This is a genomic window from Pedobacter xixiisoli, from assembly GCF_900215335.1.
Lineage (GTDB): Bacteria > Bacteroidota > Bacteroidia > Sphingobacteriales > Sphingobacteriaceae > Pedobacter > Pedobacter xixiisoli.
In genome coordinates, this window is the sequence record NZ_OCMT01000001.1 from 698490 (window position 1) to 724434 (window position 25945).

Below are 25945 nucleotides of genomic sequence, written 5' to 3' on the forward strand. Positions count from 1 at the left end.
GTTTAGATAAAATGAGAAGAGACAGCTTATACAAGCTGTCTCTTTTTTTATGTAGTCGAACTACATATATGCTTCATCAGCCATGCTGAGATAGCCATTTTCACTAATGATCAAATGGTCGTGGACAGCTATATCCAACAACTTACCACCTTGTTTTATCTTTTCGGTAATCCTTATATCCTCACTTGACGGTCTTAAATTACCACTTGGATGATTGTGGCATAATATGATGCTGGTTGCGGTCGCCTTTAATGCAATTGTGAAGAGTATTTTGGTATCCAATACGGTAGAAGCACTGCCTCCAGTAGAAAGGTTGACGATCCCAAGCACCCTGTTATTACTGTTTAGGAGGATCATTTTGGCCTGTTCGATATAGTTGATCAGTTTCATATCCCAGTTGTTGAGCAATACCTGATAGGCTTGTTCGGAAGTACTAATCTGTGGTCTTTCCTGAGCTCTGAAATGTGGCTTGTAGCTTAGTTGCACCTCGGCAACCCTGAAGATTTCGTTCTGTTCCATTGTTAATGTATTTAAATTAATGAATGGAACCCTTCAATCTTTCTGTCCAACTAAGCAAAGGAGGAACGGAATAAATGGGTCAGAGCGCAAAGGCCGTGAGCGTTTATGCCGTAGTTCCTTTAGGCGTGTTGGAGAGAAAGGTTAACTTTGTGGGAGTTATTAATTGAATGTTTTTATTATTCTTTTTTCATTGGGCAATATGATTAGTATCTAATAATCATTGAACTGAGGATAACGACTTGCAACTTGACGAAGTAGCGGATTAATAAGTAGAAAGTTTGATTTTAGGACTAACCTTTATTAGAAAACCAAAACTTGATTTAAATACCGAACCCACCATTTCGCCAAATTGCGGTTAGCCGTTCGGTGTTTTTTTCGTTATTTTCCACTTTTTCGTCTGTTGTCGTCTTTGCATAACATTTGGCAATTTTCTTCTATTGTTTTTCCGCCTTCGTGCCAAGGTGTTATGTGGTCACCTTCCATTGCTGAAATATCATAACTTTTCTTGCAAATAGGACAAATTCCTTTTTGTTTCTCGTAAACTTTTTGTTTTACGCTATCCGAAAAAGTTCTAATTCCTAAATATCTTTCGTCTCTTGTCAAAATATAGGTATAAATACCGCTCTTCTTTTCGACTTCATCATCCGCGATTAGTCTTGCTGTTTCTTCTTCAATGGCTTTCGTGTCATAAACAACATCCTTGTATTTGTTGTAAAGAAAACCCCATTGAATACCTTTCATAAACTTTTTACGTTTATTGGTAAAAGTTGCATTTACCCACGTTATGACAGACTGAAAATACATCCATAACGCTGTTGCGTTTGGGTCGTGTTGGTGCGTTGCCATATAGTTTTCAATTTTGCCTTCTGAAATCCAAGAAATGGCAGTTTCTAAAAATTCTTGTCTGATTGGTGAACCATTTAAATAATCGCCACCTATATTATAAGCAACACAACTACTTTTACTAAAATATCGTTTCGCATCAGAAACCCAACTACCTGTATAAACTGCATTTCGCAGTTCTTGTTCAGTTAGTTTTTCACCTGCAATGTTTATCGTTTTAAACCATTCTAATTTTTCGCTTTCAGTTCCGCTACAAATATATACCATCAATTTGTAGTTTAAGATTTGTTCTTTTTCGTCTGCTTTTAAGTTGTGAAAATATCGGTTTTGATATGCAAATTCTCCATCAACATATTGGCAAATTGAAATAGTTCTTTGTTGTCCGTCAATAACTTCGTAAGTTCCGTCTTCTCGAACTGCCCAATACATTACATTTAAAGGAAAGTTTTTTTTAATTGTATTTATTACAGCATCTCTTTGTTTGTCTTTGTAAATAAATTCACGTTGGTAAGGTGGACGAATGTCCAACTGACCACCAAAACCAACAACTCCGTTTTCATTGTTGTCTTGAAAGCCGTCAAATAATTCTTGTACTGTTATTTCTTTAAGGTCTATATTCATTTTTGTATCTTTTTAATTATTATTCTAGCATAAATGCTTGAATATAACTCTCCTGTTTCAACATTCTTAAAACTTGGGGATTTATCAGTTAATGGATTATATTTTCTGTATAATGTACCTTTTGCATTAAATGTAAATTTTCCTGTTGGCAAACCATTTTTGTCTAAAATTTCCATTTTCTTATTACACTTGAAATCTATTGAGCCAACAATACCCAAAGCAATAATCTCAAACTGGTCAAGACTAAATTTATCTAAGAAAGTAATTGGTACACCCATTTCACCGTCATAATCAATTGGAATGTCTTTTGTTTTCTCAACATTTATAGCATCGTAATTGTCATACTTTGGATATTCTTCGGGTGTATAATTTTTGTAGAGTATAATATTTTCGTGCCTTTTTGCATTGTCTAAATTAGTTAGCCATAAACAGTTATTTGTAGCAATAATCCTGTTGCCTTTCTCATCAACACGAGCTTCTGAACCATATAATTCATAATGTTTAGGTACTATGAAACCTGAAATACCTCGCCCCATATTTACACCTAGCCACGCCTTTTTTTCCTTAATTAACTTAAAAATCTCTTTGTATGTAATTGCGTTTATATTCCCTACAATTAGAAATTTTTTGTCGTATTCAATAAGTTGAGCTACATATTCACGAAATAGTGAAAATGGTGGATTTGTTACAACAACGTCTGCTTCTTTTAAAAGTTCAATACATTCTTTGCTTCTAAAATCTCCATCGCTTTTTAAGGGTTTTACACCGATTTCTTCTGCATCAGGTACACTATTTCCGTTTTTGTCGCCTGTATATTCAAGATAAATTGCTTGTTCGCTGTCATTCGTACTAAACAAGTCCATACTTTGATTTTTAAAACAAGTTGTCATCAATTTTTTAAGTCCTAATTTTTCAAAATTGAGAGCAAAATAATTGAAGAAATTACTGATAAAAGGGTCATCACAGTTGCACAAAACAACTTTATTTTTAAAATGCTGTTTATAGTGTTTTAATTCACGTTCAATGTCAGAAAGTTGAGTATAAAACTCGTCTTTCTTATTAGTTTTTGCGTCTGTAAATTGTGAATGTTGTATTTCTCTTGCCATTAAATTTTTATCAATTCTCTAAGTCGCAAATTTGCGATTTTAATTTATGTTATTTATTGGTTTTGTCTTTCGGTTTTGCGGTTCGCTAAACTGACGGCTAACTTGTATATTTATGTAATAAAACTACATAAAAGTACTAAAGTTTATCGGTTTTATGTGGTAATTCTCTTTATACAATTGATTACGCTAACTTTCAATAATCATGATGTAATTGATTTTGAACCAAACTTAAAATACAGAACCTATGTAAAGGTAGTCAGAATCAACGGAGGTCAATAGCCGACTTTTTAATGAGACAAAAAGTATACTTTTTGGGCAATACTTGGCAGTGAGTTTCAAACAAAAAATTATCTCCCTATTCCTTGATCTAGTGAATTTCCTTTCTTCTTTCTCTTTATTTTTTTTTCAAATCCTTGGGGTTCTGGTTCAAAAGATGGTGCTAAAAGCAGTTCAAAGATATTTGTGTGGTTAGATTTCGATATCAAATCATCAAGGGTTGGAAATTCGCCATTTCCAATCTTATTGACCAAGTTATTTAACAAGGGCTTATTGTCAGGGATATTATTTATAACATCCAATTGCATTTTCTGTTCCAAATTTCCATTCTTTTGAATATTAGCATATGCCATTTTATCTTTTAGCTGCCTATCAAAATCAAATGTCCTGTCAAACAAGTCTTCGCCACATTGTTTGAATGCAACACGATTGAATTGCCCAAGCTTTTTTGAATGGTCTTCGTTTTTTCCCCTAGAATTGTTCATCGGACTAAGTTTGATACTGTTGGTCACATTCTTTCTACTGACTATGATCTGCACATGCAACTGGTTCCCATCCTTCAGCTCGCCCCGTTTTTTCTCTCCATTGATCACATCCTTATCCTTGAAGCCGTAATAGCGATGGTTTTCGATCTTTCCGAACCATAACAGATCTTTAGCCGAGTTTACACCTTCACGTTTAAAGTTTCGGGCATACTCATCCATCAAACGCTCGGCATAGCATTTCAATTGATCCCTGATGTCCGTTACTCCATATTTATCCGTAAGGTGCTTCAATTCCTTTTGGCTGGGGCTGATATTGATCAGGAAGAATTTCGCATCGGCCTTTCCCAATTTGGCAACATTTCCGTCTATGGCATGGCGAACCTCGTAGGGCTCAAATCGCCGCCCTTTAGCATTGAACCAATATTCTTGCTCTAGCTTATTTTCAATTCTGTTCTCCTTTTCCAGATAATGCACCAGTTCCCCGCTGCTTCCCTTGTTGTTTGCCGTTTTACTGTCGGTAATATTGATGTACATATCAGAGCAGTTCTAGTTCCTTACGTGCCTGTTTTGCCAATTCTTCTTTTTCCCTTGTAGAACTCATGAGGCCTAAACTTTCCCTTTCCTTTATGTACCGGTTGAGGATGCTCATGGACTTTTGTTTCAGCATTACTTTAGCCTCTAGCTTTTTTTCGATATAATCCAAAGTCTGGTAAACGGACGATAAGCTTTTGCCTTGAATAGATTGGTTTAAAAGCACTTGTTTATTGTATTCCAGTACTTGGTTATTGAATGATAACACTATCTTCTTCAATAATTCCACTATGGAAGTTGCTTCCCGTTTGATTGGGATCAAAAGTTCTGTCTCCTGCGTTCTGATAAAACCAATGTAATCTTTCTGTCCCTTAAGGATGGTATTTTTTAACAACTCGTCATTAAGGTCTGTCGGATCTTTCTTGCTCCGGTAGAAATAATCTATCATCTGTGATAGTACCTGACGCTTAGATCGACCTAACTTAACCGCTATCTTTTCAAACTTGATATCGTCACTTATCGAATACTTGACTGTTCTCAATGCTTCCTGCATATCCATATATCTATCAATCTTTGTTTAATGATTTCAAGAACTCCGTGTGGAATTCCTTTTTCGCACTTGAATGCTCTTTTAGAAAGGAGAAGAACCCTTGGAGGGTTCTTCAAACCCCATTTGTGTAGCAAATGGCAAGCAAACTAGGGCGCAGCCCAAGTTCCGCTTGCTCCATTTTTTTTATGAAAAATGGACTTTCTGCATTATGCCTATCCCTCATGGTTTCCCAGCGAAATCCAACAGCCTGATACGACTGGCAATTGTCGGATGATATGAAGGTTCATACTCTAAAAGGCCGTGATCAACCAGATCGCTCATACATTTATGGTAAGTTGTGTATGAACGGATGGCAGAATACTTCATTAGCTCCCTTCTGGACACCCGAAATTTATCAAGTTTGGAAGCCTTGTCCTGAACGGCTAGTATTGCCGAGAATAGGCTAATATGTGACTGGCGGAAAATCTGGTTTCCGCTGGCCAGTTTCAAAAAACTGGCGAGTATCGTTGCCGTCTCCATTATGACCTCCCGATTTCGCCCAACAACTGTTCAATATCTGAATGTGCATAGTAGAATATGCCACCAAGCTTCTCATATTTCAGCACACCTTTAATGCGCAGGTTCTGCAAAGTCCCAGCAGAAATTTTCAGTAGTTTCCTGACCTCTGAACTTCTGAGCCATTGCTTTTCTTTGTAGCTCTTATTATTGATGTTAAACTTTTCCAACTTCTCGAAAAGTTCTTTTTTGAAAGCTTCGAGATCCTCCCTAGTAATCAAATCCAATGTTGTCATAAATCAATACTTTAGTTGACGATTATGCAATTAAATGATAAACCTCGTTTTAACTTCTCTAGTAGATAGAAATTTTTAATTCGGGGGCTCAAGAAATTACAGATTTATTTAAGACACGAAATTGAATTAAGTAAATAGAAGTATTTGACAAGCACCTAGGGACGTCCCTAAAAAAAAATAAATTTTTATTTGTAAATTTTAAATTATAAAATAAGCGATCGCTTTATAATTGTAGCTGAATATCTTGATTATGAAGCTTCGAGGCTTAGAATTTAAAATTCGTTTTAAATAGAAAACTGTATCAGAATACACTTTAATTTAGGATGCCCAATTATATAATTCTTCATAAACCATAAAACCCTATTCTAAAGCAACCATTTATAAAAATGCTTTGAGCTAAATGAGAATTATTAGAACAAATTATTTACTTTAGCATTCTAACGCTTCTCTCATGTCAATCTATTTTGCAACGGCGATATCAGGCCTAATAATCAACTCTGTTAGGCTTAACAATGGCTTAATTCCAACCAACACCGACATAGTTTAAACATAAAAAATAACTTTTTGTGCATTCAAAAACATTAATAATTTAATATGGGAAAAATTAACCATTTTGATCCTTCCGAGTATATACGGGGAGTGCAGCAGATACTGATTTCTGATAAAAAGAAAATTGGATTTTTATTTGGCGCTGGCAGTTCTCTGGCAAAAAAGCATTCAAGTTCACTTGTAGTACCAGCTATTGGTAAAATGACTGAAGAAATTGTCGAAGAATTATCGAACGGAAATAAAAAAAATGAGAATGTATTTTCTGAGTTAAAAGAAGAACTTGGGGAAAAGTTCAACATCGAAACATTATTATCTAACCTTGAACTAAAATTGTCTTTCATAAGCAAGGCGAAGTTAAATGGCATAAATAAAGAAGAATTAGCTACTTTAATTCAAAACATAAAAAAATCAATACATAAAAAAGTTAGCGTTCATATTTCCGATGGAGAAATAGTTTCAAAGGAAATAATTGGAAATTTAGTACAAGCAGACTTCTCGAAATGGATTGGTCAGGCAGACAGAAAACATCCTGTTGAAATATTTACTACAAATTATGACTTCTTGTTTGAATTAGGATTAGAACACAATGATATAAGTTATTATGACGGCTTCTGTGGAAGTTTAAGGCCTTTTTTTAATCCACACACTGTCGAAGATTTACGTTTTTTGCCAAATCAGACTAAGCTATGGAAAATACATGGATCTTTAGGATGGAGCTTTGATAATGAAAACCAAAAAATTCTACGGAGTATATCTAATGATGAAGATTTTTTGATTTATCCATCGACATTGAAATACAAAGATTCAAAAAAGCAACCCTATGAGAGCTTACTTGATCGACTTTCAAATTTTATAAAACAGGACGACTCAGTTTTAATCACTTGTGGCTATTCTTGGGGTGATGAACATATAAATTCTAGGATACTTTCGGCTTTGAAAACAAATACAACTTCACATGTATTAGCTTTGTTTTATGATAAGTATGATAAGATAACTATTGAATCAAATATTAGCAAAATAGGTTTGCAAACATCAAAAATATCAGTGTATGCAACGAGCCATGCAATCATCGGTTGCAAATATGGTAAATGGAGATTAAAGTCAGAGCCAAATAATGATGATACGATCAATGTGAACCAATACTTTGACGAGGATGCACCGATTTTAGAGTCTGAGGAACTCAATAAAGAATATAAAGGGGAAGAAAAATGGACAGGAGAAGGGGAATTTAAACTATCGGACTTCGGTAATTTAGTAAGTTTTCTGCAAATAATGCTTAATGAAGACGACATTATAAAACTATCAAAAAATGGCAAGAAATAATATTACTGAGATTGGGGAAATCGATAGTATAAGTGGAAATGTTATTTCTGTAAGACTATTCGACAACCTAAAATCCAACATGCCAATTATTGACGGTATAGTATATAGGATAGGTCAAATTGGATCTTTTGTTAAAGTTCCTTTAGGATATGCGACACTGTATGGGATAGTAACGCAAATTGGTTCTTCTGCAATACCAGATAATTTAAGAGAAGTATATCTACAGGATTATGATAAACTTGTCAATAATCGTTGGATAAACATAGCATTAGTAGGCGAGCAAATCGGCAAGAAATTTGAAAGGGGAATAATTCAATTTCCTAGTACTGGAGATAAGGTACATCTTGTGACCATTGATGATCTTAATATTATTTACGGTGGATACGACGAGATAAACTCAATTACAGTAGGTAATATTAGTGTATCAGAAAGTTTAGATGCCAAAGTAGATTTAGATAGGATGATATCTAGACATACGGCTATAGTTGGCTCTACAGGAAGCGGAAAATCGAATGCGGTGTCGATACTTTTACAGGCAATAGCTAAAAGAGATTTTAAGAATTCTAGAGTTGTAATAATTGATCCTCATGGAGAATACAATGAAAGTCTAACTAAACACTCCAATTTAATTGAAGTAAATGGGGACGATGATAGTAAGCTTGTTGTTCCATTTTGGGCACTTCCCTTCAGTGAATTGATAAAGGTTTTTTCGGGATCATTATCGGATCAAAATAGAGAATATATAAGGGAAAAAATTGTTGACGCTAAGTTAAAAAGTGTAAAAGACAATAAAATCGATGTAGAAGAGCAATCTGTGACCGCAGATTCACCGATTCCATTCAGTTTGAAAAAACTATGGTTTGAACTTGATGATTTTGAAAGAACTACGTTTAACGCAGACAGGACTACACCAGCAACAAAAATTGCGGTTGGGGACATCGAAACTTTGAAATCCAATATATATCCTCCCGCTGGAACTGGAAATTCTGCTCCGTTTGTCAATGTAAAAGCAAAGGGCATTCTATCTTTCTTAGATGGTATGAGAAATAAATTAAATAACGCTAGCTACAACTTTCTTTTTAATCCTGGAAACTATACTCCTGATGAAAATGGAAAGATAAAATTAGATTTAGATTCCCTTTTTAAAGTTTGGTTAGCTAATAAACAACCAATTACAATATTAGATTTGTCAGGTGTACCTAGTGAAATCATGACTTCAATATCAGGTACACTCCTTAAAATAATTTATGATGGATTATTTTGGGGAATTAACACTAATGTTGGAGGCAAGAGTCAACCATTGTTATTAGTACTAGAAGAAGCACACAATTATTTGAAAGCTGGGGAAAATTCTATTTCTTCGAGGACTGTGCAAACAATTGCAAAGGAAGGCAGGAAATATGGTGTTGGGCTGTTGTTGTCAACACAAAGACCATCGGAAATAGATGAGACTGTTTTAAGCCAATGTGGTACATTAATAGCATTAAGAATGAATAATTCAAAAGACCGAGGCCACATTCGTTCAGCAATACAAGACGAACTTCAATCTATGATAGATATTTTGCCAAGTCTTAGAACTGGTGAAGCATTAATCTCTGGAGAAGCAGTTAAAATTCCGTCAAGAGTAAAATTTTATAAAGCCAATAACACAGCAAAAGGCTCAGATCCTAAAGCCTCAATACTCTGGAGTAGGGAGATACATAATATAGATGAAGAGTATAGTAAATTAATAAAATCGTGGAGAAACCAAAATTATAAAATATGAATATTCCAGAATTAATACCAGTAAGCTCATCTAATATTGAAAGTGTGGGCTATGATGCAGAGAATGAGTTCGTTTTCATTAAATACACCAATCAATCGATTTATGTATACAAAGGGGTTTCACAAGTTGAATATGAAAATTTATTGTATGCACCTTCAGTTGGCTCCTATATGCATAGGAATTTTAAGAATGTTTATCCCTACGAAAGAATTTCGTAATTAACCTCGATTACGATACAATCAACTAATGTAGTTTATTTATGATCTTTATTTAGTTAAATGAGCAATATACGAAGAACCTTTAAAATTGCTGTCAAAGACGACTTACTTACTCTCAATGGTACAGAATTTGAAGAGCTTTGTACTACTCTTTTGGAATTAATACTTAAAGAGCCTGTTACGCTGGAGGGGCAAAATCTTTCTGCCAAACCTGTAAAGTATACCGGCGATATGGCTGATATTCGTTTCGATATTATTGGCCAGTGTGGAACAGATGAGAACTATTTCGATGATCCATTCTCAAAACCTTTGGCAGATTTAAAGGGAGCGATAAAAAATCATCCCCAATGTAAAGAAGTTTATCTGTTTTCCAACAGATTTGCACGAACTAATCGCATTTCGTCTTTGACGAAAGAAATTGAAAACTTGAAATATAGCCAAAAAGCTTATCCTTATGATGCAGATAAAATTGGAGATGTAATCTTTGATAACCTTAATTCCCCAAAAATTTTAAAAATACTGAGTTTTTTGGTTAGGTCAAATGAGCTTTATAGGCTTTTACCAGATGCAAATCAAATTCCAAAACATAAAGCTAACTACTTTAATAGAGATGAAGAAACGCAAATAATAAATAGATTTAAATCCCAAGACGTTATTCAAATATATGGGTTAAGTGGTATCGGTAAAAGTGAATTATCAATCAGCATCGTTGAGGCATTAAAACAAGAGTTTGAATTTACATTTTTCATTGAGGGTGATTATGAACAAAATACTAGGTTTAAATTCGAGGGAGTACGTTTATCGAAGCAAGATCATTTGATAAATCTAGCAGGAAAACTTGAAAATTCAAGAGTATTACTAATTTTAGATAATTTCAATCAGAACGTTAGACAAATTGTACAAGATTTTAAGAATCTAAATAAGCTAAATTCTAAATGCTTAATTACATCTCTAGAGATATCGCTTCCAAAGAAAGAAGCTTTTCACTTAGGATATTTAAATAGGGAACAGTCAGAGAAAATACTGAATAGCTGTAGCGTCCCTCCTAATTCTTCACAATTAGACGTATTGTTGGATTTTGTTGGCGGATATCCTTTAATCTTAAATATTTTAAAGTCTAATATAGACGATGGATCATTCGAATGGGGAGATGTAATTAACGAACTGGGATTAATACATTCACTTAGCGATCCCGAAATGCTTAATAAAAATATAGCTTCAAGGATAATAGGTTTCGTTAAAGATAAATTTGAACGCCAATTAGCATTTGTAAAATATATTAATCCACGGAATAGGAAGATTAATAAATACTTTATTAAAAGTATGCTTGGTCGTCTTCCATTGTCGGATTTTGAAAAATCTTCATTAATTACAGCCCAAGATTCAATCTATTTTGATATCCATCAAATTGTTTTGGATTCAATTAATGATGTAGCTAAAACGACTTCTTTTGAGTCTGACTTCGACACTTTGTTATTAGATTTTCTTAATGAACAACATCAAAAAAAGGGTGTCGATTTCTATGGCTTCATTTTTAATCATAGGACATTTTTAGATAGAAAATTGTCTTCAGCAACTGGTCTGTTAAAAAAGTCGATACTCTATTCGCTAATACAGTCGAACGACATCAATACATCTACTTCTGATACTATTTCGAAAATTAAGTCAATCGTACCAAACGGAAATGATTTTATAGATATACTTCTTTTAATCGAACAATTTGAATTAGAGCTTTATTTGATTTCCGAAACTGAATCTAGAAAAATAACAGCGCTTTCGCAGATTGATGCCCTAAAGACGATACTATCTTCGGTGAAAGAACATAATAGTCAATTGGCTCTTTTACATCATATCGGCAAAATCTATAGTAAGATTAACGAAAATAATCTTGCTCTGGATTTTTTTGAAAAAGTGTTGAAAATCGATCCATACGCTGATTATACTATTCTTCAAGTTACTAAGATTTATTCGAAAGCTAGAAAAACCAATGAAGTCAAAGAAAGATTAAATTTTATTTTCACAAATGAGGAAATTCGTAGAAAAGGATCTCTGACCGTTCTCTTGGCATTTTATAGTTTAATTTCTGATAGTAACCATAATGAACTTAGAAAAGAATACATATTTAACAGAATTGACGATTTTATAATTGAGGTCAAACGTTGTTTGGATGATAAATTCGATCAGCCGTATGAAGTGCTAAGCAAATTATCTAGCTCACTATGCTACGAATTTCCTATTCAATTTGGAGATTTGGTAGAAAGTCTTCCTGAGCCAACAAATATAGACACTAACGACAAATTAAGATTCAACTACGCGAAAATTCTATCGGAGTATTACAAGTTCTTGTACTCAAACTATACAGATGACGATAAAGATATTAAGTTGGAGAAAACTAAGCAAAAAGCAATTAATTACTTTAATCAAATAGTTTTGGATTCATTTAGTAGACGTGAAGCTGCTAAATTCTTTCTTCTAATAGAAGATTTTGCTGGAGCACTAGCTTTAGCTAAAGATTTTGATTTTAATGATGCTTTTCAATATCAAACTCTATGCAAAATACAGCGGGGTCTCAATAATTATGATGATTCATTAACTGCCATTGATAAAGCAATTGATATGGGAAAATCTAAAAACCTTCAGAGCTTTTTTGTTGCCGCATTTTACAATGACAAGGCAGAGACAGAATATTTATTAAAATCAAGTGACTGTATCGCTTCTCTACAGCAGGGAATCGACCTTCGTGCTAATGATCAAGAAAAAGAGCGCTGGATGAAAAAAAATGAGGCTTGGAAATTAGAATTTGAAAAATGATAAAATACTTTTATTATTTTTAAGAAAAATGATTATATTTAATGTATAGCAATTGCAACTAAAAAATACAGATAAAAAGGTGAGCGATTCGGTGAGTTAGAAATCAAAACCTTTGCAGATAGTCATAAAACGCAGGAAATGGGACAAGGTTCTTATCCCAGCGGGATCACAAAGTAAGTTCAAAAACAAAAGCTCCTTGAAAAGGGAGCTTTTTTCGTTTAATACACATAGCTCTTTTTTGAGCTACCAAGAAAAATATTTTTATTTATCCTGCGGCGGACAATCTACTTTTTTCAATATAAAAGATAAGGCAATAGTGAGCGCCACGTAGCCCACAAAAATGATGTAGCCAGGCTGTAAAGAAGTGTAGTTAACAGTTGTAGTCACCAAAGTTTCGGTTTTCATGTTTAGTCCGCCCAGCTGACTTTGTAGAATGCCATTCAGACCAATGTAGGTCATTAAGATACCTACTACCATCACATCTGCCATATCCCATTTTCCCGCTTCAAACGTTAAGTATCTGTTAACCTTATTTTCTGCAATTGGAGGTTTGCAGAGTAAGTGGATTCCTCTAGCAATCATTCTTAAGATAGGTAAGATCAATACAAAGACTATAATTAGTATTCCAACAGTAATAGAATCTGGTTTAGGCTGCTGTAATAAAACTTCAGCTACGCCTAAAATACTTTTGGATTGGAAAAACAATACCTGATTGCTGAAAGCGATTTTTTCTCCTAGCAAATGTATTTCAAGTGTACTCAACCTAGCATCTACTTCAATGATAGATACTGTTGCGCCAACGAGTAATAGGGCTAAGGCAACCAATAACGACATGATGAAAAGCGGCGTGTGCAAGTGTTGTTTTTTTCTTAGTGGTAGCCATAGGCATATCGCTAATAAGGCACATCCCAACATTGCATAAGCATAATTATAGGTGGTTTTTCTAATTTCTTCTAATTCGGTTTCTAAATGCTTATTAAAAGTAGAGATGTTGTTTACTTTGTATTTCTTGAATAAATAACTGCTTACTTTGCTTTGGGCGGTAGCGGTGCTGTCGTAGATTTGCTCGGCCAGCTCATTGAACTCTGTATTTGCAATGCCCTTTAATTTTTTAATGGCTCTTGGGGAGTTAATGCGATTAACTATGGTTTGTGCAAAAGAAGGTACTTGCGCATGAAGTTCCTTGGGTTCTACCAGCTGCTTAAAAGCAAATTTTTTAAGCTTATCTCCCAATGATTTTTGCGGCTTGTTAAATTGATGCACCACTTGGTCTATCATACCGTGGAGCTGCTTTTCTACTTCTTCTTTTAGTTCCTGCTTTTGTTCTTTAGTAACCTTAAAGCTCTTGATTTTATTGGTAACGATACCGGAAAGTTTATCTCGCCATAAATCAAGAGAAAATACGCCAAAAGTAATGTTGTTGGCGGTAGAATAATCTTCTTTCAATTGTTCCTGCTGTGCAGAAAGTGTATAAAGTTTATAGCCAAAATAGCTTTCTGCCGATAATAGGGCAGCCATCACTAAAATCACGAGAATTTGTGAGATTAAAGGCTTTTTGGGTTTGTTTAATTGAGCTGATGTTTCCAATGTTTTTAATTTAGCTAAGATTAATCCTTGTCTTTAGTGGTTTCAATGGTTTGTCTTTAGCTACAGTCGTGTGGGCTAATAGATTTTAATATAGTAGAGAGGATAAGCCCGAACAGTACAAAAGCAATGAAAATCAAAAAGCCTGGTTGTAGGGCTGTGTTATGCGTAGATATCATCGTAAGCGAATTGACCGGAATATCCAATTTAGCTAACTGATTTTCCAGTAATCCGTTTAAGCCAATGTAGGCCATTAAAATAGCAATAACAATCACATCAGCCATGCTCCATTTACCCGATTGGAAAGCAAAATACTTAATGAATTTATTCTCTGCCAGCTTCTTTTTTCCAAGTAAATGAATACCAGTTGAGCTGAGTTTCATCACCGGAAACAAGATGCTGAAAATTAGGATAAGTACACCTACGGCTATAGAATCAATAGCGCTGCCGCTGATTAAAATTGTCACCACGTCTAAAATACTTTTAGATTGGAAAAAGAGCACTTGGTCTTTAAAGACAATATGCTGCCCCAGCAATGTAAAGTCGATCGCTCCAATTCTAGCGTCTACTTCAATCATAGAGGCGGTGAGGCCTACCGCTAAAAGGATAAACGCGGATACTAGAGAAAGTATAAAGAGTGTAGCGTGTAAATCTTTGCGTTTTCTGAAAATGATCCAAGCAGTTAAAAATAAACCAATGCCAATAAGCATCGCAATGCAATAGTTGTAAGTGGCTCGATGAATGTTTTTCAACTCGGTCTTTACTTTGTTATTAAACGTAGCCGAATCTTTTACGCCGTATTTACTGTAAGTTTTAAGTATGGCGTTTGCGTTGGCTGTTAAGGTGCTGTCTATGGTTTCAATTTCATCAATTTTATCTAGCTTTTCCATAGCTAGCGCTCCCAATTGCTTTTTAGTCTTCGAATTATCTATTTTTCCGATAATCGTATAGGCTATTCCTGGTACTTGTTTTTTAATGCTATCTACATCAATAAAGTTTTTTACAGCAAACTTTACAATTTTACCACGAAGCGATTTCTTTTTTGGTTTGGTTACCAAATTTTCCGCTTTGTTAATTAATGCAATGATTACACCTTCAATTTCATTTTGAAGCTCTTTTTTTTGTTTTTTGCTAAGCTTTAGACTGCGGGTTTGGCGTTGGACTATCGTTTCTATTTTATCTTGCCATTGGGAGATAGAAAATAAACCGAGTGTGATGTTGTTCATCTCAGCATAGTCGTGCTTTAGTTGTTGTTGCTTTTTTGAAAGCTCATGTAGCTGATATCCAGCATATCCTTGAGCAATAATTACAGCTAACAAGGTCAGAATTAAAAAGATTCTGGTTAAGTTAAATCTACTTTTTGGTTCGTTGGTATTCAAGGCGCTGCAGTTAATGGTCTGGCTAATAACCATCAGATAGCAAATATTGTTTTTGTGGTGAATGTTTTTTGCGAAATTTTCTGATAGATGATTTTCGAAGTAACTAGTAAGTAGATATTGTGCATGCCATTTGTATGTAAGGTTTGCTTTAAATTGCTAACATCACAACGCAAAAATTGTTACTTGCATTGAATAATCGTGTTTTTAGGCGATGAATTTTTTAGAGGCGAATATTTACATTAATATCAAGATGTCAAAAACGAAAATCAACAACACAGATTTAGAAATTTCTCGTATCAATTTTGGAGGTAATGTATTTGGATGGACTTTAGACGAAAAACAGTCTTTTGATATACTGGATGCTTTTGCGGAAGCGGGTTTTAATTTTATTGATACTGCCGATACTTATTCTTGGTGGGTAAATGGTTCTGGTGGTCAATCGGAAACAATTATTGGAAAATGGCTTAGAGCAAGAGGAAACAGAAGTGAAATGGTTATTGCTACAAAAGTAGGTTCCGAAACGAAAGAACATGGCTTTGATATCAGTAAAAAACATATTCTAAAGTCGGTAGATGAATCTTTGAAACGTTTACAGGTTGACCACATCGATTTATACTATACCCATTTTGACGACAATAAGACGCCGATAGAAGAAACCCTTTCTGCTTACGACGAAGTGGTTAAAGCAGGTAAAGTTCGATACATTGCTGCGTCAAATGTTTCACCAGAACGACTTGAGGCATCGTTAGAGTTCGCCACCCAAAACCAACTTCCAAAATATGTTGCCTTACAGCCTCATTATAATCTGGTAGAACGCAAAGGATATGAGACAGATTATGCCCCTTTAGTTGAAAAATGCGGTTTGTCTGTTTTTCCTTATTGGGCCTTGGCCGCTGGGTTTTTAACAGGCAAATATCGTAATGAAGCTGATTTCGGAAAGAGCGTAAGAGGGCAGGGGGCAAGTAAGTATTTAAATCAAACAGGTTTATCTGTTTTAAATGCATTAGATGAAGTTGCAGCCAAACATCAAACTAAACCAGCAGCGGTTTCATTGGCTTGGTTGTTAGCCCAGCCAAATATTACTGCGCCAATTGTAAGTGCTACTAATGAAAATCAATTGGCTACACTGATACAAGCACCTCAACTGAATTTAGATCAACTAGATTTAATACTGTTGAACGAAGCAAGCCAATATTAATCAACCTGCCGCATATTAATGAATAGGATGGCATTTTGTCATCCTATTTTTTTATCTACCTAAATCGGAGAGGCTATGCGTGAGCCGTTAATAATTCGGAAATTTGTTTATTCAATTCCTCGGGTAATTGCTCGCTACTTCGGTTCACGAGTAGATGTTGAGCCGAATTATATTTTTCAATAAAAGTGCCCGTATCACTATTGAATTTCAAAAAGCCTTCTTCAAAATACCTCTCTTCAATTTCTTGAGAAGAATCCATCGAACGAAAAGTTAACCGAGAACTGAGGTGATTGAGTTTTGAAATCTTCAGCCATTGAAATTTTTCTGAAACTGGAGCATAATCGCCAAGGTCATTCCTCTTGATTTCTATTAGATAGAATTCGTTGTTGTCCAAAAAATAAAGAAAGTCAAACAGTTGTGTGGTAGATGCTTGCATAGGTGAAAAGGTGAATTAGGTTGCTTATTTCATGGCTTGGAGCGCATTATTTAGTGTTTATGATAGCTGTTTTTGTAAATAGTTAAACGCTTTGGATTGCAGAAAAGTTTGTAACCAATTGAAAATTACATAGTGCCACACGTGGAAAATCCATAAAGGTTTTAGTAATTAATTTTGCCTGTGGCTGATAGATAGCCAAGCCATTTTCAAAAAGTTTCGTTAAGCCTAGATCGTCAGTAGAATCTTGTGCCAATTCCTGCAATATTAGTTTTTCTGCATTGTCTTCTGGTATCAGTTCTATACGAACTGTGGTAGACGAGATGCGCATATAGTGGTATTTCATAACATTGGCTAAAATAATAAAAAATACGAAATAAAGTATTTGTTTTTGCTAATTATTTTAGTAAAATTGCGTAATGGCTTCAGGCAAAAATAAAAACGAAATTAATACTGCTACAAAATATGCAATTGTGGATATTGAAACCACTGGGGGGAGTGTATCGGGAAGTAGAATAACAGAGGTAGCTATCTTGTTGCACGATGGTGAAAAGGTAATTAGCGAATGGAGTAGTTTAATTAATCCTGAAATGGAAATTCCGCTACATATCACCGCTTTGACGGGGATTGATGATGCAATGGTTGCCGAAGCTCCAGTTTTTGCCGATGTTTCCGATAAGATTTATAGCTTATTGAAAGATGTAGTTTTTGTAGCCCATAACGTTAATTTTGATTATTCTTTTTTACGTGGACAGTTTGCAGTTTGTGGTATGTTTTGGGACGTTCCTAAGCTTTGTACAGTGAGGCTTTCTCGTAAATTGATTCCTGGTATGCCTTCTTATAGTTTAGGTAAGTTGTGTGCGCAGCTGGGAATCACTTTGAAGGATCGGCACCGTGCCATGGGCGATGCTTTGGCAACGGTAGAGCTTTTTTCGATGTTGCTGGAGCGAGATGTTGACGCTGTAATTTCTGGAATGCTGCGTAAAATATCTCCAGAGCAGCGCTTACCACCTAATGTGCCAATGGAAGATTTTGCTGCGTTGCCAGAATGTGCCGGAGTATATTACTTCCACGACCAGAAAGGAAAAGTGATTTATGTGGGCAAGGCGATTAATATCAGAAAGCGTGTAGCTTCTCATTTTACAGGAAACAACACTGCTTTACGTCGTCAAAATTTTCTTCGTGATATTTGGAATATCTCTTTTGAACGCTGTGGCTCTGAGCTAATGGCTTTGTTATTGGAATGTACGGAAATTCAGAAGCATTGGCCCATATATAATAGTGCACTTAAACGTTTCGAACCTAAATTCGGCTTATATCATTATATGGCGGTGAGCGGCTATTCGCATTTAGCAGTTGGAAAATTACCAAAGCAGCAGCAATGCCTAAAAGCGTTCAATAGCGAGTCGGAAGCAGTTAGTTTTTTGGTGGAAAAAAGCGAAGCATTTAATATTGACCGCCGATTTTGCAGATATGGTACTGCAAGTGTGTTCAAGTCTGAACTGCCGATACCCGATGCAGTTGGTCATAACGCTAATGTGGATAAGTTGCTAGATGAGTTAGGTTTAGAACAGAATGATTTTGCACTAATTTTGGATGGAAGGGAAATAGGGGAGAACGGATGTATATGGGTAGAGAACGGAAAAGTTAATGGAATTGGTTATATAGGGGAAGATTTTACGGGAAAAATTGAAGAAGTTAGGGATAGCTTGAAAAAATGTAAAAGCAACCACTACATGCTTCAATTGGTGATGACGTTTGCAAGCCAATATCCATCCAGAGTAGTTAAGGTTGCTTAAAAGGGCTAGTTTTTTTGAGTGGAAGCAGAAATGTTATCGAATTATTTACGGGCACCAAAGTTTTTAACCTTTTAGTGATGTTTGCTTAACATTAACTTAACATACTGGCTTTACCTTTAATGTATGAATTATCCAGTATTTATTTTCCATGAGTTAGTGCTCCGTTGCTCTTACATCAATCGTCAGGTTGGTAGATACATTTCTAGTACCATAGAAGATGGGAGATGTTTAATCCAAACTACTAGTGGCAAAATTGCAATTGAGCCAGAAATGTTAGAGAAGCAATATCGTAACCCTAACGAGATTTCTGCAGAGCAGTTAAAAGAGCTGGCCACTGCATTTCAAGTAGGATAATCAAAGTCAATTCTTAAGTTCCGTTTATTTTAACTGATAAGCGATGACACTGTTTTGGTTAAATGTAGGTACGTAAATGATTTTATCCTGCGGATTGTAACCTATATCAGCAGTATTCATTTTTCCCTGCACGTCCTGAATTTTATGCATAGTACCATCTGCTTTTATATGATAGATGATACCTGCCCAACAGGTGACTATAAATTCGCCATTTCCTATGGGCTCTAATCCATCACCAACCTTTTCAAATCCTTTCGCTATAATTTTTATTTCCTTTTTGGAGTCGATTTTCCAAAGTTCAGTTCCGGCTAATACGAATAATTCATTTTTTATCCATTTCAAGCCGTTTGCGCTGGTTGCATTTTTAAGATACAGCGAATGTTTATTTTTTTTTACCTGATGGATTTTATTGGTGCGTGTGTCAGAAACGTACAATGTCCCTTTTTCATCAACAGTGATGTCGTTTAAAAAAACTGCACTATCTATTTCTAACTTGTTTTTTATTTTTGCACTTCGGATATCAATACTCACAACTGCGGTGATGTCGGCAACATAAAGTGTGTTTTTATAAATTGCTAATCCTTTTGGTGCATTTAGTCCAGTGATCCATTCAGCGTTTTTCATCGAGCCATCTAAATTTAAAATAGCGATTCCGCCTTTGCCATCTTTCACATTGCCAGCACCGTCAATAAGGCTTACATATAATTCTTTGGTATCAGCCTTGTAAAGAACAGATTCTGGAACAGGTAAGTTGTTTTTGGCTTCCCATATTGGTGCTGATAATTTAATTTGCGCATTTGAATAATTGCTTATTAGGCCTAATGCGATAAATGCTATTGAAAATAGGTTTCGGGCTCTCATGAGAGTAAAGATAGTAAACGAACTAAGTAAGAAACAGCACAAATAAAATAAAGTTCAAATAAAAAGCCCTTAATCTGTTAAAATTAAGGGCTTTCTTATATCTGTCTTAATATTGCTATTTGCCTGCAGCCTTAGCGTGGTCTGCTAAGAAAGTAGCTAAACCGCTATCGGTTAATGGGTGTTTCAATAAGCCTGTAATTGCAGAAAGTGGTGCGGTAATTACGTCAGCACCAATTTTAGCGCAACTTACAATGTGTAATGGTCCGCGGATAGAAGCTGCCAAAATTTGAGTTTCGTAACCGTAGTTGTCAAAAATTAATCGGATATCTTCGATTAAAGTCAAACCATCAGTAGAAATATCATCTAATCTACCTAAGAAAGGAGAAACGTAAGTTGCACCAGCTTTTGCTGCTAATAAAGCTTGAGCAGGAGAGAAGATTAACGTACAGTTGGTTCTAATTCCTTTGCTGCTAAAATATTTGATAGCTTTTAAGCCTTCTTTAATCATAGGTACTTTAACCACGATTTTAGAATTTAACGCTGCTAAAGCTTCACCTTCTTTAATAATGCCATTATAATCGGTAGCAATTACTTCTGCACTCACGTTGTCATCAACAATCTCGCAAATTGCTTTGTAGTGGTTAATTACGTTTTCATCTCCAGTAATGCCTTCTTTGGCCATTAAACTAGGATTGGTGGTTACGCCATCTAAAACGCCTAAATCTTGCGCTTCTTTAATCTGGTCTAGATTAGCTGTGTCGATAAAAAATTTCATGGTTATTTAAATAAAAGGTTTTCAGAACAAAAACCCTGATTATTTATATCCCCCCTTCAGGGGGCTAGGGGGTAAAAAAAGGGCAAGCAACTTCTATCGCATCGCTACAACCTTCTACCCTTGCTTTGTTCCCAACCTGGGGGAGTTCAAAGGGAGCTGATCGTAGAAGACTTGCCCGGCACAAAGGTAGCAAAAGGAGCAATTCTACAAAACATATTTTATATTAAAATTTGATGTTTTTTTAAGCTGTTTGTTGTCAGGGTTTTAAAATATGCTGGTAGCAGATTTTCTTCATTGAGGTGTTGCTTTGAGAGACTGTTTAGGGATGATGAGGGTGTTTTATAGACTGAATTTGGTGAAAAATAAATTTGATAAGCAAACTAAACTCGGGTATACTATATGTAGACTAGAGGTTGTTGTCGCTACCCGTTTATGTATTTATGTTAATCGAAATAGTTATTTAAACCATTTAAACCAAGTATTTGATTTTTTATGGTTTTGATAAATTTTCAATTGGTATCGTTATCTTTTGATATATTGATAATTTGAAACCTTTTTTTTGCTTATAATATTGTTTTTTTACAAATATTTTATCAAATGTATAATTTGTAGATATTTTTTCTTATCTTAGTGTTCACTACACACTAACTACAACCAACTAATAAATGGAAAATTTAAATGAACAACAAGGGTTGTACCGCGACAGTTTTGAGCATGATGCGTGCGGTATAGGTTTTGTTGCCCACGTGAAAGGGAGAAAATCACATCAGAACATTACAGATGCGCTAACCATTTTGGAGAATTTGGATCACCGTGGCGCATGTGGTGCTGAACCTAATACCGGAGATGGTGCTGGTATCATGATACAGGTTCCCCACGAATTTTTATTTGACGAATGTTTACGCACAGGTTTTAGTTTGCCGCAATATGGCGACTATGGCGTAGGTATGCTTTTTATGCCTAAAGAGATTAGGGCTAGAGAAGAATGTCGTGAAATTATTTATCGCACAGCAGAAAAGCTGGGTTTTGAGGTGCTGGGCTTTCGTAAGGTTCAGGTAGATACTACGGATATCGGCAATATGGCCCTTTCTGTAGAGCCGGAAATTGAGCAAGTCTTTGTTTCTCGCCCTTACCATATTGCTGCAGGTGCAGATTTTGAACGTAAGTTGTTTGTGCTTAAAACTTATGTGACCAAAACTATTTACAATTCTGTAAAGGATAGTAAGCAAGATTTTTACATAGCGTCGTTTTCGTCGCGAACCATTGTGTATAAAGGTCAGCTTACCTCTTTGCAAGTACGTACCTATTACACCGAGCTTAGCGATAAGCGCATGGTTTCGGCCTTTGGTTTGGTACACTCACGTTTTGCAACCAATACCTTCCCATCTTGGCGTTTGGCGCAACCATTTAGGCATATTGCACATAATGGTGAGATCAATACGTTACAAGGTAACTTGAACTGGTTTCGTTCTAGTGTGAAATCATTTGCATCACCATTTTTTACTCCGGAGGAGTTGAATATGATTTTGCCAGTGATCGACGAAACGCAGTCTGACTCGGGATGTTTAGATAATGTAGTAGAATTACTATTGCATGCTGGCCGTTCGTTGCCGCATGTGTTAATGATGTTAATACCAGAAGCATGGGACGGAAACAAGGATATGGATCCGATGAAAAGTGCTTTCTATCAATTCCACGCTTCGTTAATGGAGCCTTGGGATGGGCCAGCGGCTATTGCCTTTACAGACGGTAACCTAATTGGTGCTACTTTAGATAGAAATGGTTTGCGTCCTTCGCGTTACGCACTTACCAGTGATGATAGAGTGATCATGGCATCTGAATCGGGAGCGGTTGAGATTGACCAGAGTACTGTAATCGAAAAAGGTAGGTTAACTCCTGGGAAAATGTTTGTAGTGGACATGGAGCAGGGGCGTATCATTAGCGATGACGAGATCAAGCAACAAGTTTGCGGTCGTCGTCCATATGCGGATTGGATTAACCAATATCAAATTAAATTGGAAGAATTACCAGAACCTAGGGTAATGTTCACCAACTTATCAGAAGAATCTATTTTCAATTATCAACAGGTATTTGGTTATACAAGAGAAGATATCGATTTATTGCTTAAACCAATGGCAATAGATGGTAAAGAGGCAATTGGTTCGATGGGTACAGATACACCTTTAGCGGTGCTTTCTAAACAACCTCAACACTTGTCTTCATATTTCAAACAGTTGTTTGCCCAGGTAACCAACCCACCAATCGATCCAATTCGTGAGCGAGTGGTAATGAGTTTGGCTGGTTTTATGGGTAACAATGGTAACTTGTTGGAAGAAAACCAAATGCAGTGTCACTGTGTGGGAATCAAACATCCAATATTAACCAATCAAGAATTAGAAAAATTAAGAAGTATTGATACAGGCTTGTTTCAATCTAAAACCCTACAAATGTATTTTAGGGCTGATGGAAAAGCGGGATCATTGCAAAAAGCTTTAGATCGTTTGTGCCGTTACGCAGTGGATGCTGTGGAAGATGGTTTCCAAGTGATTATTTTGAGCGATAGAGCATTGGATTCTACCCATGCTGCAATTCCTTCTTTATTGGCAGTTTCTTCGGTACATCATCACCTAATTAGAAAAGGTTACAGAGGTGCGGTAGGTATTGTGGTAGAGGCTGGGGATGTTTGGGAAGTACACCATTTCGCTACCTTAATTGGTTTTGGTGCTACGGCGGTAAACCCTTATTTGGCTTTAGAAACTATCAATACTTTTCAAAAAGAAAGTGGCTTAACGCAGGATCAATTAAATTATAACTATATCAAATCTGTTAAGGATGGCTTATTAAAGATTTTCTCTAAAATGGGAATTTCTACTTTGCAATCTTATCACGGAGCACAGATTTTCGAGATTTTAGGTATTAACCAACAAGTAGTAAGTACTCACTTTACTGGAGCTGTTTCTCGTATCGGCGGTTTAGGTTTGGATGAAATTGCGCAAGAAGCATTGATTAAACACAACCGTATTTTCGGAAAGCATACACAAACGGAGCATATTTTAACTGCTGGTGGTACCTATAAATGGAGAAGACGTGGAGAGAAACATTTGTTTAATCCAGAAACGATCCACTTATTGCAAAATGCAACCCGTAGAAATGATTTTCCTACGTTCAAAAAATATTCGAAACTGGTAAACGAGCAAACTACACAGGCTTATACCATTAGAGGTTTGTTCGAGTTCAACTATACTCGTCCATCTATCAGCATTGATGAGGTAGAACCAATTGAGAACATCTTCAAAAGATTTGCTACAGGAGCAATGTCTTTCGGGTCAATTTCTCATGAAGCGCACTCTACTTTGGCTATTGCGATGAATAGAATTGGCGGTAAAAGTAATACTGGCGAAGGTGGTGAGGATGAGATCCGTTACCAAACCATGGAAAACGGCGATTCAATGCGTTCATCGATCAAGCAGATTGCTTCAGCTCGTTTTGGAGTAACTAGTTACTATTTAACAAATGCTGATGAGTTGCAGATTAAAATGGCTCAAGGTGCAAAACCTGGAGAGGGTGGTCAATTACCTGGTCACAAAGTGGACGATTGGATTGCAAAAGTCCGTCACGCTACGCCAGGTGTAGGCTTAATTTCTCCGCCTCCACACCATGATATCTATTCTATCGAAGATTTAGCGCAGCTGATTTACGATTTGAAAAATGCCAACCGTGCGGCTAGAATTAACGTGAAATTAGTTTCTAAAGCTGGTGTAGGTACTATTGCTGCTGGTGTAGCTAAAGCTCACGCCGATGTAGTTTTAGTTTCTGGTTACGATGGTGGTACGGGAGCATCTCCTTTAACTTCAGTTCAACACGCAGGCTTACCTTGGGAACTTGGCTTAGCGGAAGCACATCAAACTTTGGTGAAAAACCGCTTGAGAAGTAGAGTAGTACTACAAACTGATGGTCAGTTGAAAACAGGTAGAGACATCGTAATTGCTACTTTGCTAGGCGCTGAAGAGTGGGGTGTGGCAACGGCTGCATTAGTAACTGCAGGTTGTATCATGATGCGTAAGTGTCACTTGAATACTTGCCCTGTGGGTGTAGCTACGCAGGATCCTAATTTGAGAAAGTTATTTACTGGCGATGCTGACCACGTAGTGAGCTTGTTTCATTTCTTAGCGCAAGAAGTTCGTGAATTAATGGCTGAATTAGGTTTCAGAACAGTGAACGAAATGGTTGGTCAATCTGACTTGCTGAAAGTAAGAGAATTTGCGGAAGCAGATTGGAAACTGAAATATGTGGATTTATCTCCAATCTTGTACAAAGAACCCGCAAATGGACAGCCTTTGTACAATACGGAAAGTCAAGACCACGGTTTAGATAAAGTATTGGATCATCAGTTAATTGCCGCTGCACAGCCAGCTATTTTAAATAATGAGCCAGTATTTGCCAACTTCGATGTGAAAAATACAGATCGTTCTATCGGCACCATGTTATCTAACGAGATTTCTAAAGTTCACAAAAGTGCTGGTTTAACACACGATACGATCAACTTTAAGTGCTTCGGCTCTGCTGGACAAAGTTTTGGTGCTTTTGCTACCAAGGGCTTGACACTTACTTTAGAAGGTGAAGGTAATGATTATGTAGGTAAAGGTTTGTCGGGCGCTAAAGTAGTGGTTTATCCTTTTGGTAATATCAACTACGTGCCAGAGCAAAATATCATTATTGGTAACGTGGCATTGTACGGTGCAACCTCTGGAGAATTGTATGCTCGTGGAAAAGCAGGCGAACGTTTTGCAGTACGTAACTCTGGAGCTACGGCTGTAGTAGAAGGCGTAGGCGATCACGGTTGTGAGTACATGACTGGTGGTGAGGTGCTGATTTTAGGTGATACAGGAAGCAATTTTGCCGCAGGTATGAGTGGCGGTATTGCTTGGATTTACGACACCAGCAAAACCTTTGCTAACAAATGTAATCCAGAGATGGTGGATTTAGATCCATTACAACAAGAAGATGAAGAAAGGATTACTATGCTATTGAAAAACCACTTGAGGTTAACCAGTAGTAAAGTAGCAGAATTTATCCTTAGCGATTGGGAAAATCAAGCTAAACATTTTGTGAAAGTTTTCCCTAAAGAATACAAAGCAGTTTTATTACAACGTCAACAAGTAAAAGTTAATTAA

At 36.1% G+C, this 25945-nt stretch carries 20 protein-coding genes and 1 other RNA gene; 8 read left to right on the forward strand and 13 right to left on the reverse strand.

The genetic code is table 11. From position 1 onward, the window contains the following. Positions 1-60: 60 nt before the first annotated feature. From CRO54_RS02785 to CRO54_RS02815, 6 genes are all read right to left on the reverse strand, one after another. The gene (locus CRO54_RS02785) at positions 61-519 is read right to left on the reverse strand and encodes a JAB domain-containing protein (RefSeq protein WP_097128437.1); all 459 of its coding nucleotides are present in this window, start codon (positions 517-519) and stop codon (positions 61-63) included. Positions 520-897: 378 nt separating this feature from the next. Then, complete coding sequence (locus tag CRO54_RS02790; protein ID WP_097128438.1) at positions 898-1983, reverse strand: HNH endonuclease family protein; 1086 nt, start codon at positions 1981-1983, stop codon at positions 898-900. Continuing rightward, positions 1980-3089, reverse strand: coding sequence for an adenine-specific methyltransferase EcoRI family protein (locus tag CRO54_RS02795; RefSeq protein ID WP_097128440.1), 1110 nt, complete (start codon positions 3087-3089; stop codon positions 1980-1982). Before CRO54_RS02795 ends, CRO54_RS02790 begins: the two co-directional genes overlap by 4 nt. Positions 3090-3436: 347 nt before the next feature. Continuing rightward, entirely contained in the window at positions 3437-4384 is a 948-nt protein-coding gene (locus tag CRO54_RS02800) for a DUF5712 family protein (protein ID WP_097128442.1), read from the reverse strand. 1 nt (position 4385) lies between these two features. Continuing rightward, a complete protein-coding gene (locus CRO54_RS02805; protein ID WP_097128444.1) occupies positions 4386-4940 on the reverse strand; it encodes a BfmA/BtgA family mobilization protein in 555 nt (184 codons plus the stop codon). A 509-nt stretch (positions 4941-5449) separates the two neighbouring features. Next, positions 5450-5722, reverse strand: coding sequence for a helix-turn-helix domain-containing protein (locus CRO54_RS02815; RefSeq protein WP_097128449.1), 273 nt, complete (start codon positions 5720-5722; stop codon positions 5450-5452). Positions 5723-6316: 594 nt separating this feature from the next. On the opposite strand from CRO54_RS02815, the gene CRO54_RS02820 reads away from it, so the two are divergent. The 4 genes from CRO54_RS02820 to CRO54_RS02835 are packed head-to-tail and all read left to right on the forward strand — an operon-like array spanning position 6317 to position 12388. Continuing rightward, positions 6317-7594, forward strand: coding sequence for an SIR2 family protein (locus CRO54_RS02820; RefSeq protein WP_097128451.1), 1278 nt, complete (start codon positions 6317-6319; stop codon positions 7592-7594). Next, positions 7581-9359 (forward strand): ATP-binding protein, encoded by a 1779-nt coding sequence (locus CRO54_RS02825; RefSeq protein WP_097128453.1) that lies wholly within the window; start codon positions 7581-7583, stop codon positions 9357-9359. The genes CRO54_RS02820 and CRO54_RS02825 overlap by 14 nt, the downstream gene beginning before the upstream one ends. After that, the gene (locus CRO54_RS02830; RefSeq protein ID WP_097128456.1) at positions 9356-9577 is read left to right on the forward strand and encodes a KTSC domain-containing protein; all 222 of its coding nucleotides are present in this window, start codon (positions 9356-9358) and stop codon (positions 9575-9577) included. Before CRO54_RS02825 ends, CRO54_RS02830 begins: the two co-directional genes overlap by 4 nt. A gap of 60 nt (positions 9578-9637) precedes the next feature. Continuing rightward, positions 9638-12388 carry a hypothetical protein gene (locus CRO54_RS02835; RefSeq protein ID WP_097128458.1) on the forward strand — a complete coding sequence of 917 codons (2751 nt, stop codon included), beginning with the start codon at positions 9638-9640 and terminating at the stop codon, positions 12386-12388. Between the two features lie 261 nt (positions 12389-12649). Here the strand turns inward: CRO54_RS02835 and CRO54_RS02840 are convergent, their stop codons facing one another. Further along, on the reverse strand, positions 12650-13975 hold the full coding sequence (locus tag CRO54_RS02840) for a paraquat-inducible protein A (RefSeq protein WP_240774997.1): 1326 nt from the start codon (positions 13973-13975) through the stop codon (positions 12650-12652). A 56-nt stretch (positions 13976-14031) separates the two neighbouring features. Further along, positions 14032-15351, reverse strand: a complete 1320-nt coding sequence (locus tag CRO54_RS02845; RefSeq protein WP_097129878.1) for a paraquat-inducible protein A — start codon at positions 15349-15351, stop codon at positions 14032-14034. A 250-nt stretch (positions 15352-15601) separates the two neighbouring features. On the opposite strand from CRO54_RS02845, the gene CRO54_RS02850 reads away from it, so the two are divergent. After that, complete coding sequence (locus CRO54_RS02850) at positions 15602-16549, forward strand: aldo/keto reductase (protein WP_097129880.1); 948 nt, start codon at positions 15602-15604, stop codon at positions 16547-16549. Between the two features lie 73 nt (positions 16550-16622). Here CRO54_RS02850 and CRO54_RS02855 read toward each other — a convergent pair whose 3' ends face one another. After that, a complete protein-coding gene (locus CRO54_RS02855) occupies positions 16623-16985 on the reverse strand; it encodes a hypothetical protein (RefSeq protein ID WP_097128463.1) in 363 nt (120 codons plus the stop codon). 82 nt (positions 16986-17067) lie between these two features. Further along, a complete protein-coding gene (locus CRO54_RS02860; protein WP_138765731.1) occupies positions 17068-17328 on the reverse strand; it encodes a hypothetical protein in 261 nt (86 codons plus the stop codon). A 73-nt stretch (positions 17329-17401) separates the two neighbouring features. Here CRO54_RS02860 and CRO54_RS02865 point away from each other — a divergent pair, with 73 nt between their 5' ends. Together CRO54_RS02865 and CRO54_RS02870 are read left to right on the forward strand one after the other, a co-directional pair. After that, positions 17402-18781, forward strand: coding sequence for an exonuclease domain-containing protein (locus CRO54_RS02865; protein ID WP_097128467.1), 1380 nt, complete (start codon positions 17402-17404; stop codon positions 18779-18781). A 123-nt stretch (positions 18782-18904) separates the two neighbouring features. After that, on the forward strand, positions 18905-19135 hold the full coding sequence (locus CRO54_RS02870; protein ID WP_097128469.1) for a hypothetical protein: 231 nt from the start codon (positions 18905-18907) through the stop codon (positions 19133-19135). A gap of 24 nt (positions 19136-19159) precedes the next feature. Here the strand turns inward: CRO54_RS02870 and CRO54_RS02875 are convergent, their stop codons facing one another. The 3 genes from CRO54_RS02875 to ffs all read right to left on the reverse strand — a co-directional run bounded on the left by CRO54_RS02875 (position 19160) and on the right by ffs (position 20948). Further along, positions 19160-19996 carry an NHL repeat-containing protein gene (locus CRO54_RS02875; protein ID WP_097128472.1) on the reverse strand — a complete coding sequence of 279 codons (837 nt, stop codon included), beginning with the start codon at positions 19994-19996 and terminating at the stop codon, positions 19160-19162. Positions 19997-20111: 115 nt separating this feature from the next. Then, a complete protein-coding gene (gene fsa, locus CRO54_RS02880) occupies positions 20112-20771 on the reverse strand; it encodes a fructose-6-phosphate aldolase (RefSeq protein WP_097128476.1) in 660 nt (219 codons plus the stop codon). Between the two features lie 77 nt (positions 20772-20848). Continuing rightward, positions 20849-20948: signal recognition particle sRNA small type (gene ffs / locus CRO54_RS02885), an RNA gene on the reverse strand. A 488-nt stretch (positions 20949-21436) separates the two neighbouring features. Between ffs and gltB the strand changes: the two genes are divergently transcribed. Continuing rightward, positions 21437-25945: a glutamate synthase large subunit gene (gene gltB, locus CRO54_RS02890; RefSeq protein WP_097128478.1), complete on the forward strand. Its 4509-nt coding sequence runs from the start codon at positions 21437-21439 to the stop codon at positions 25943-25945.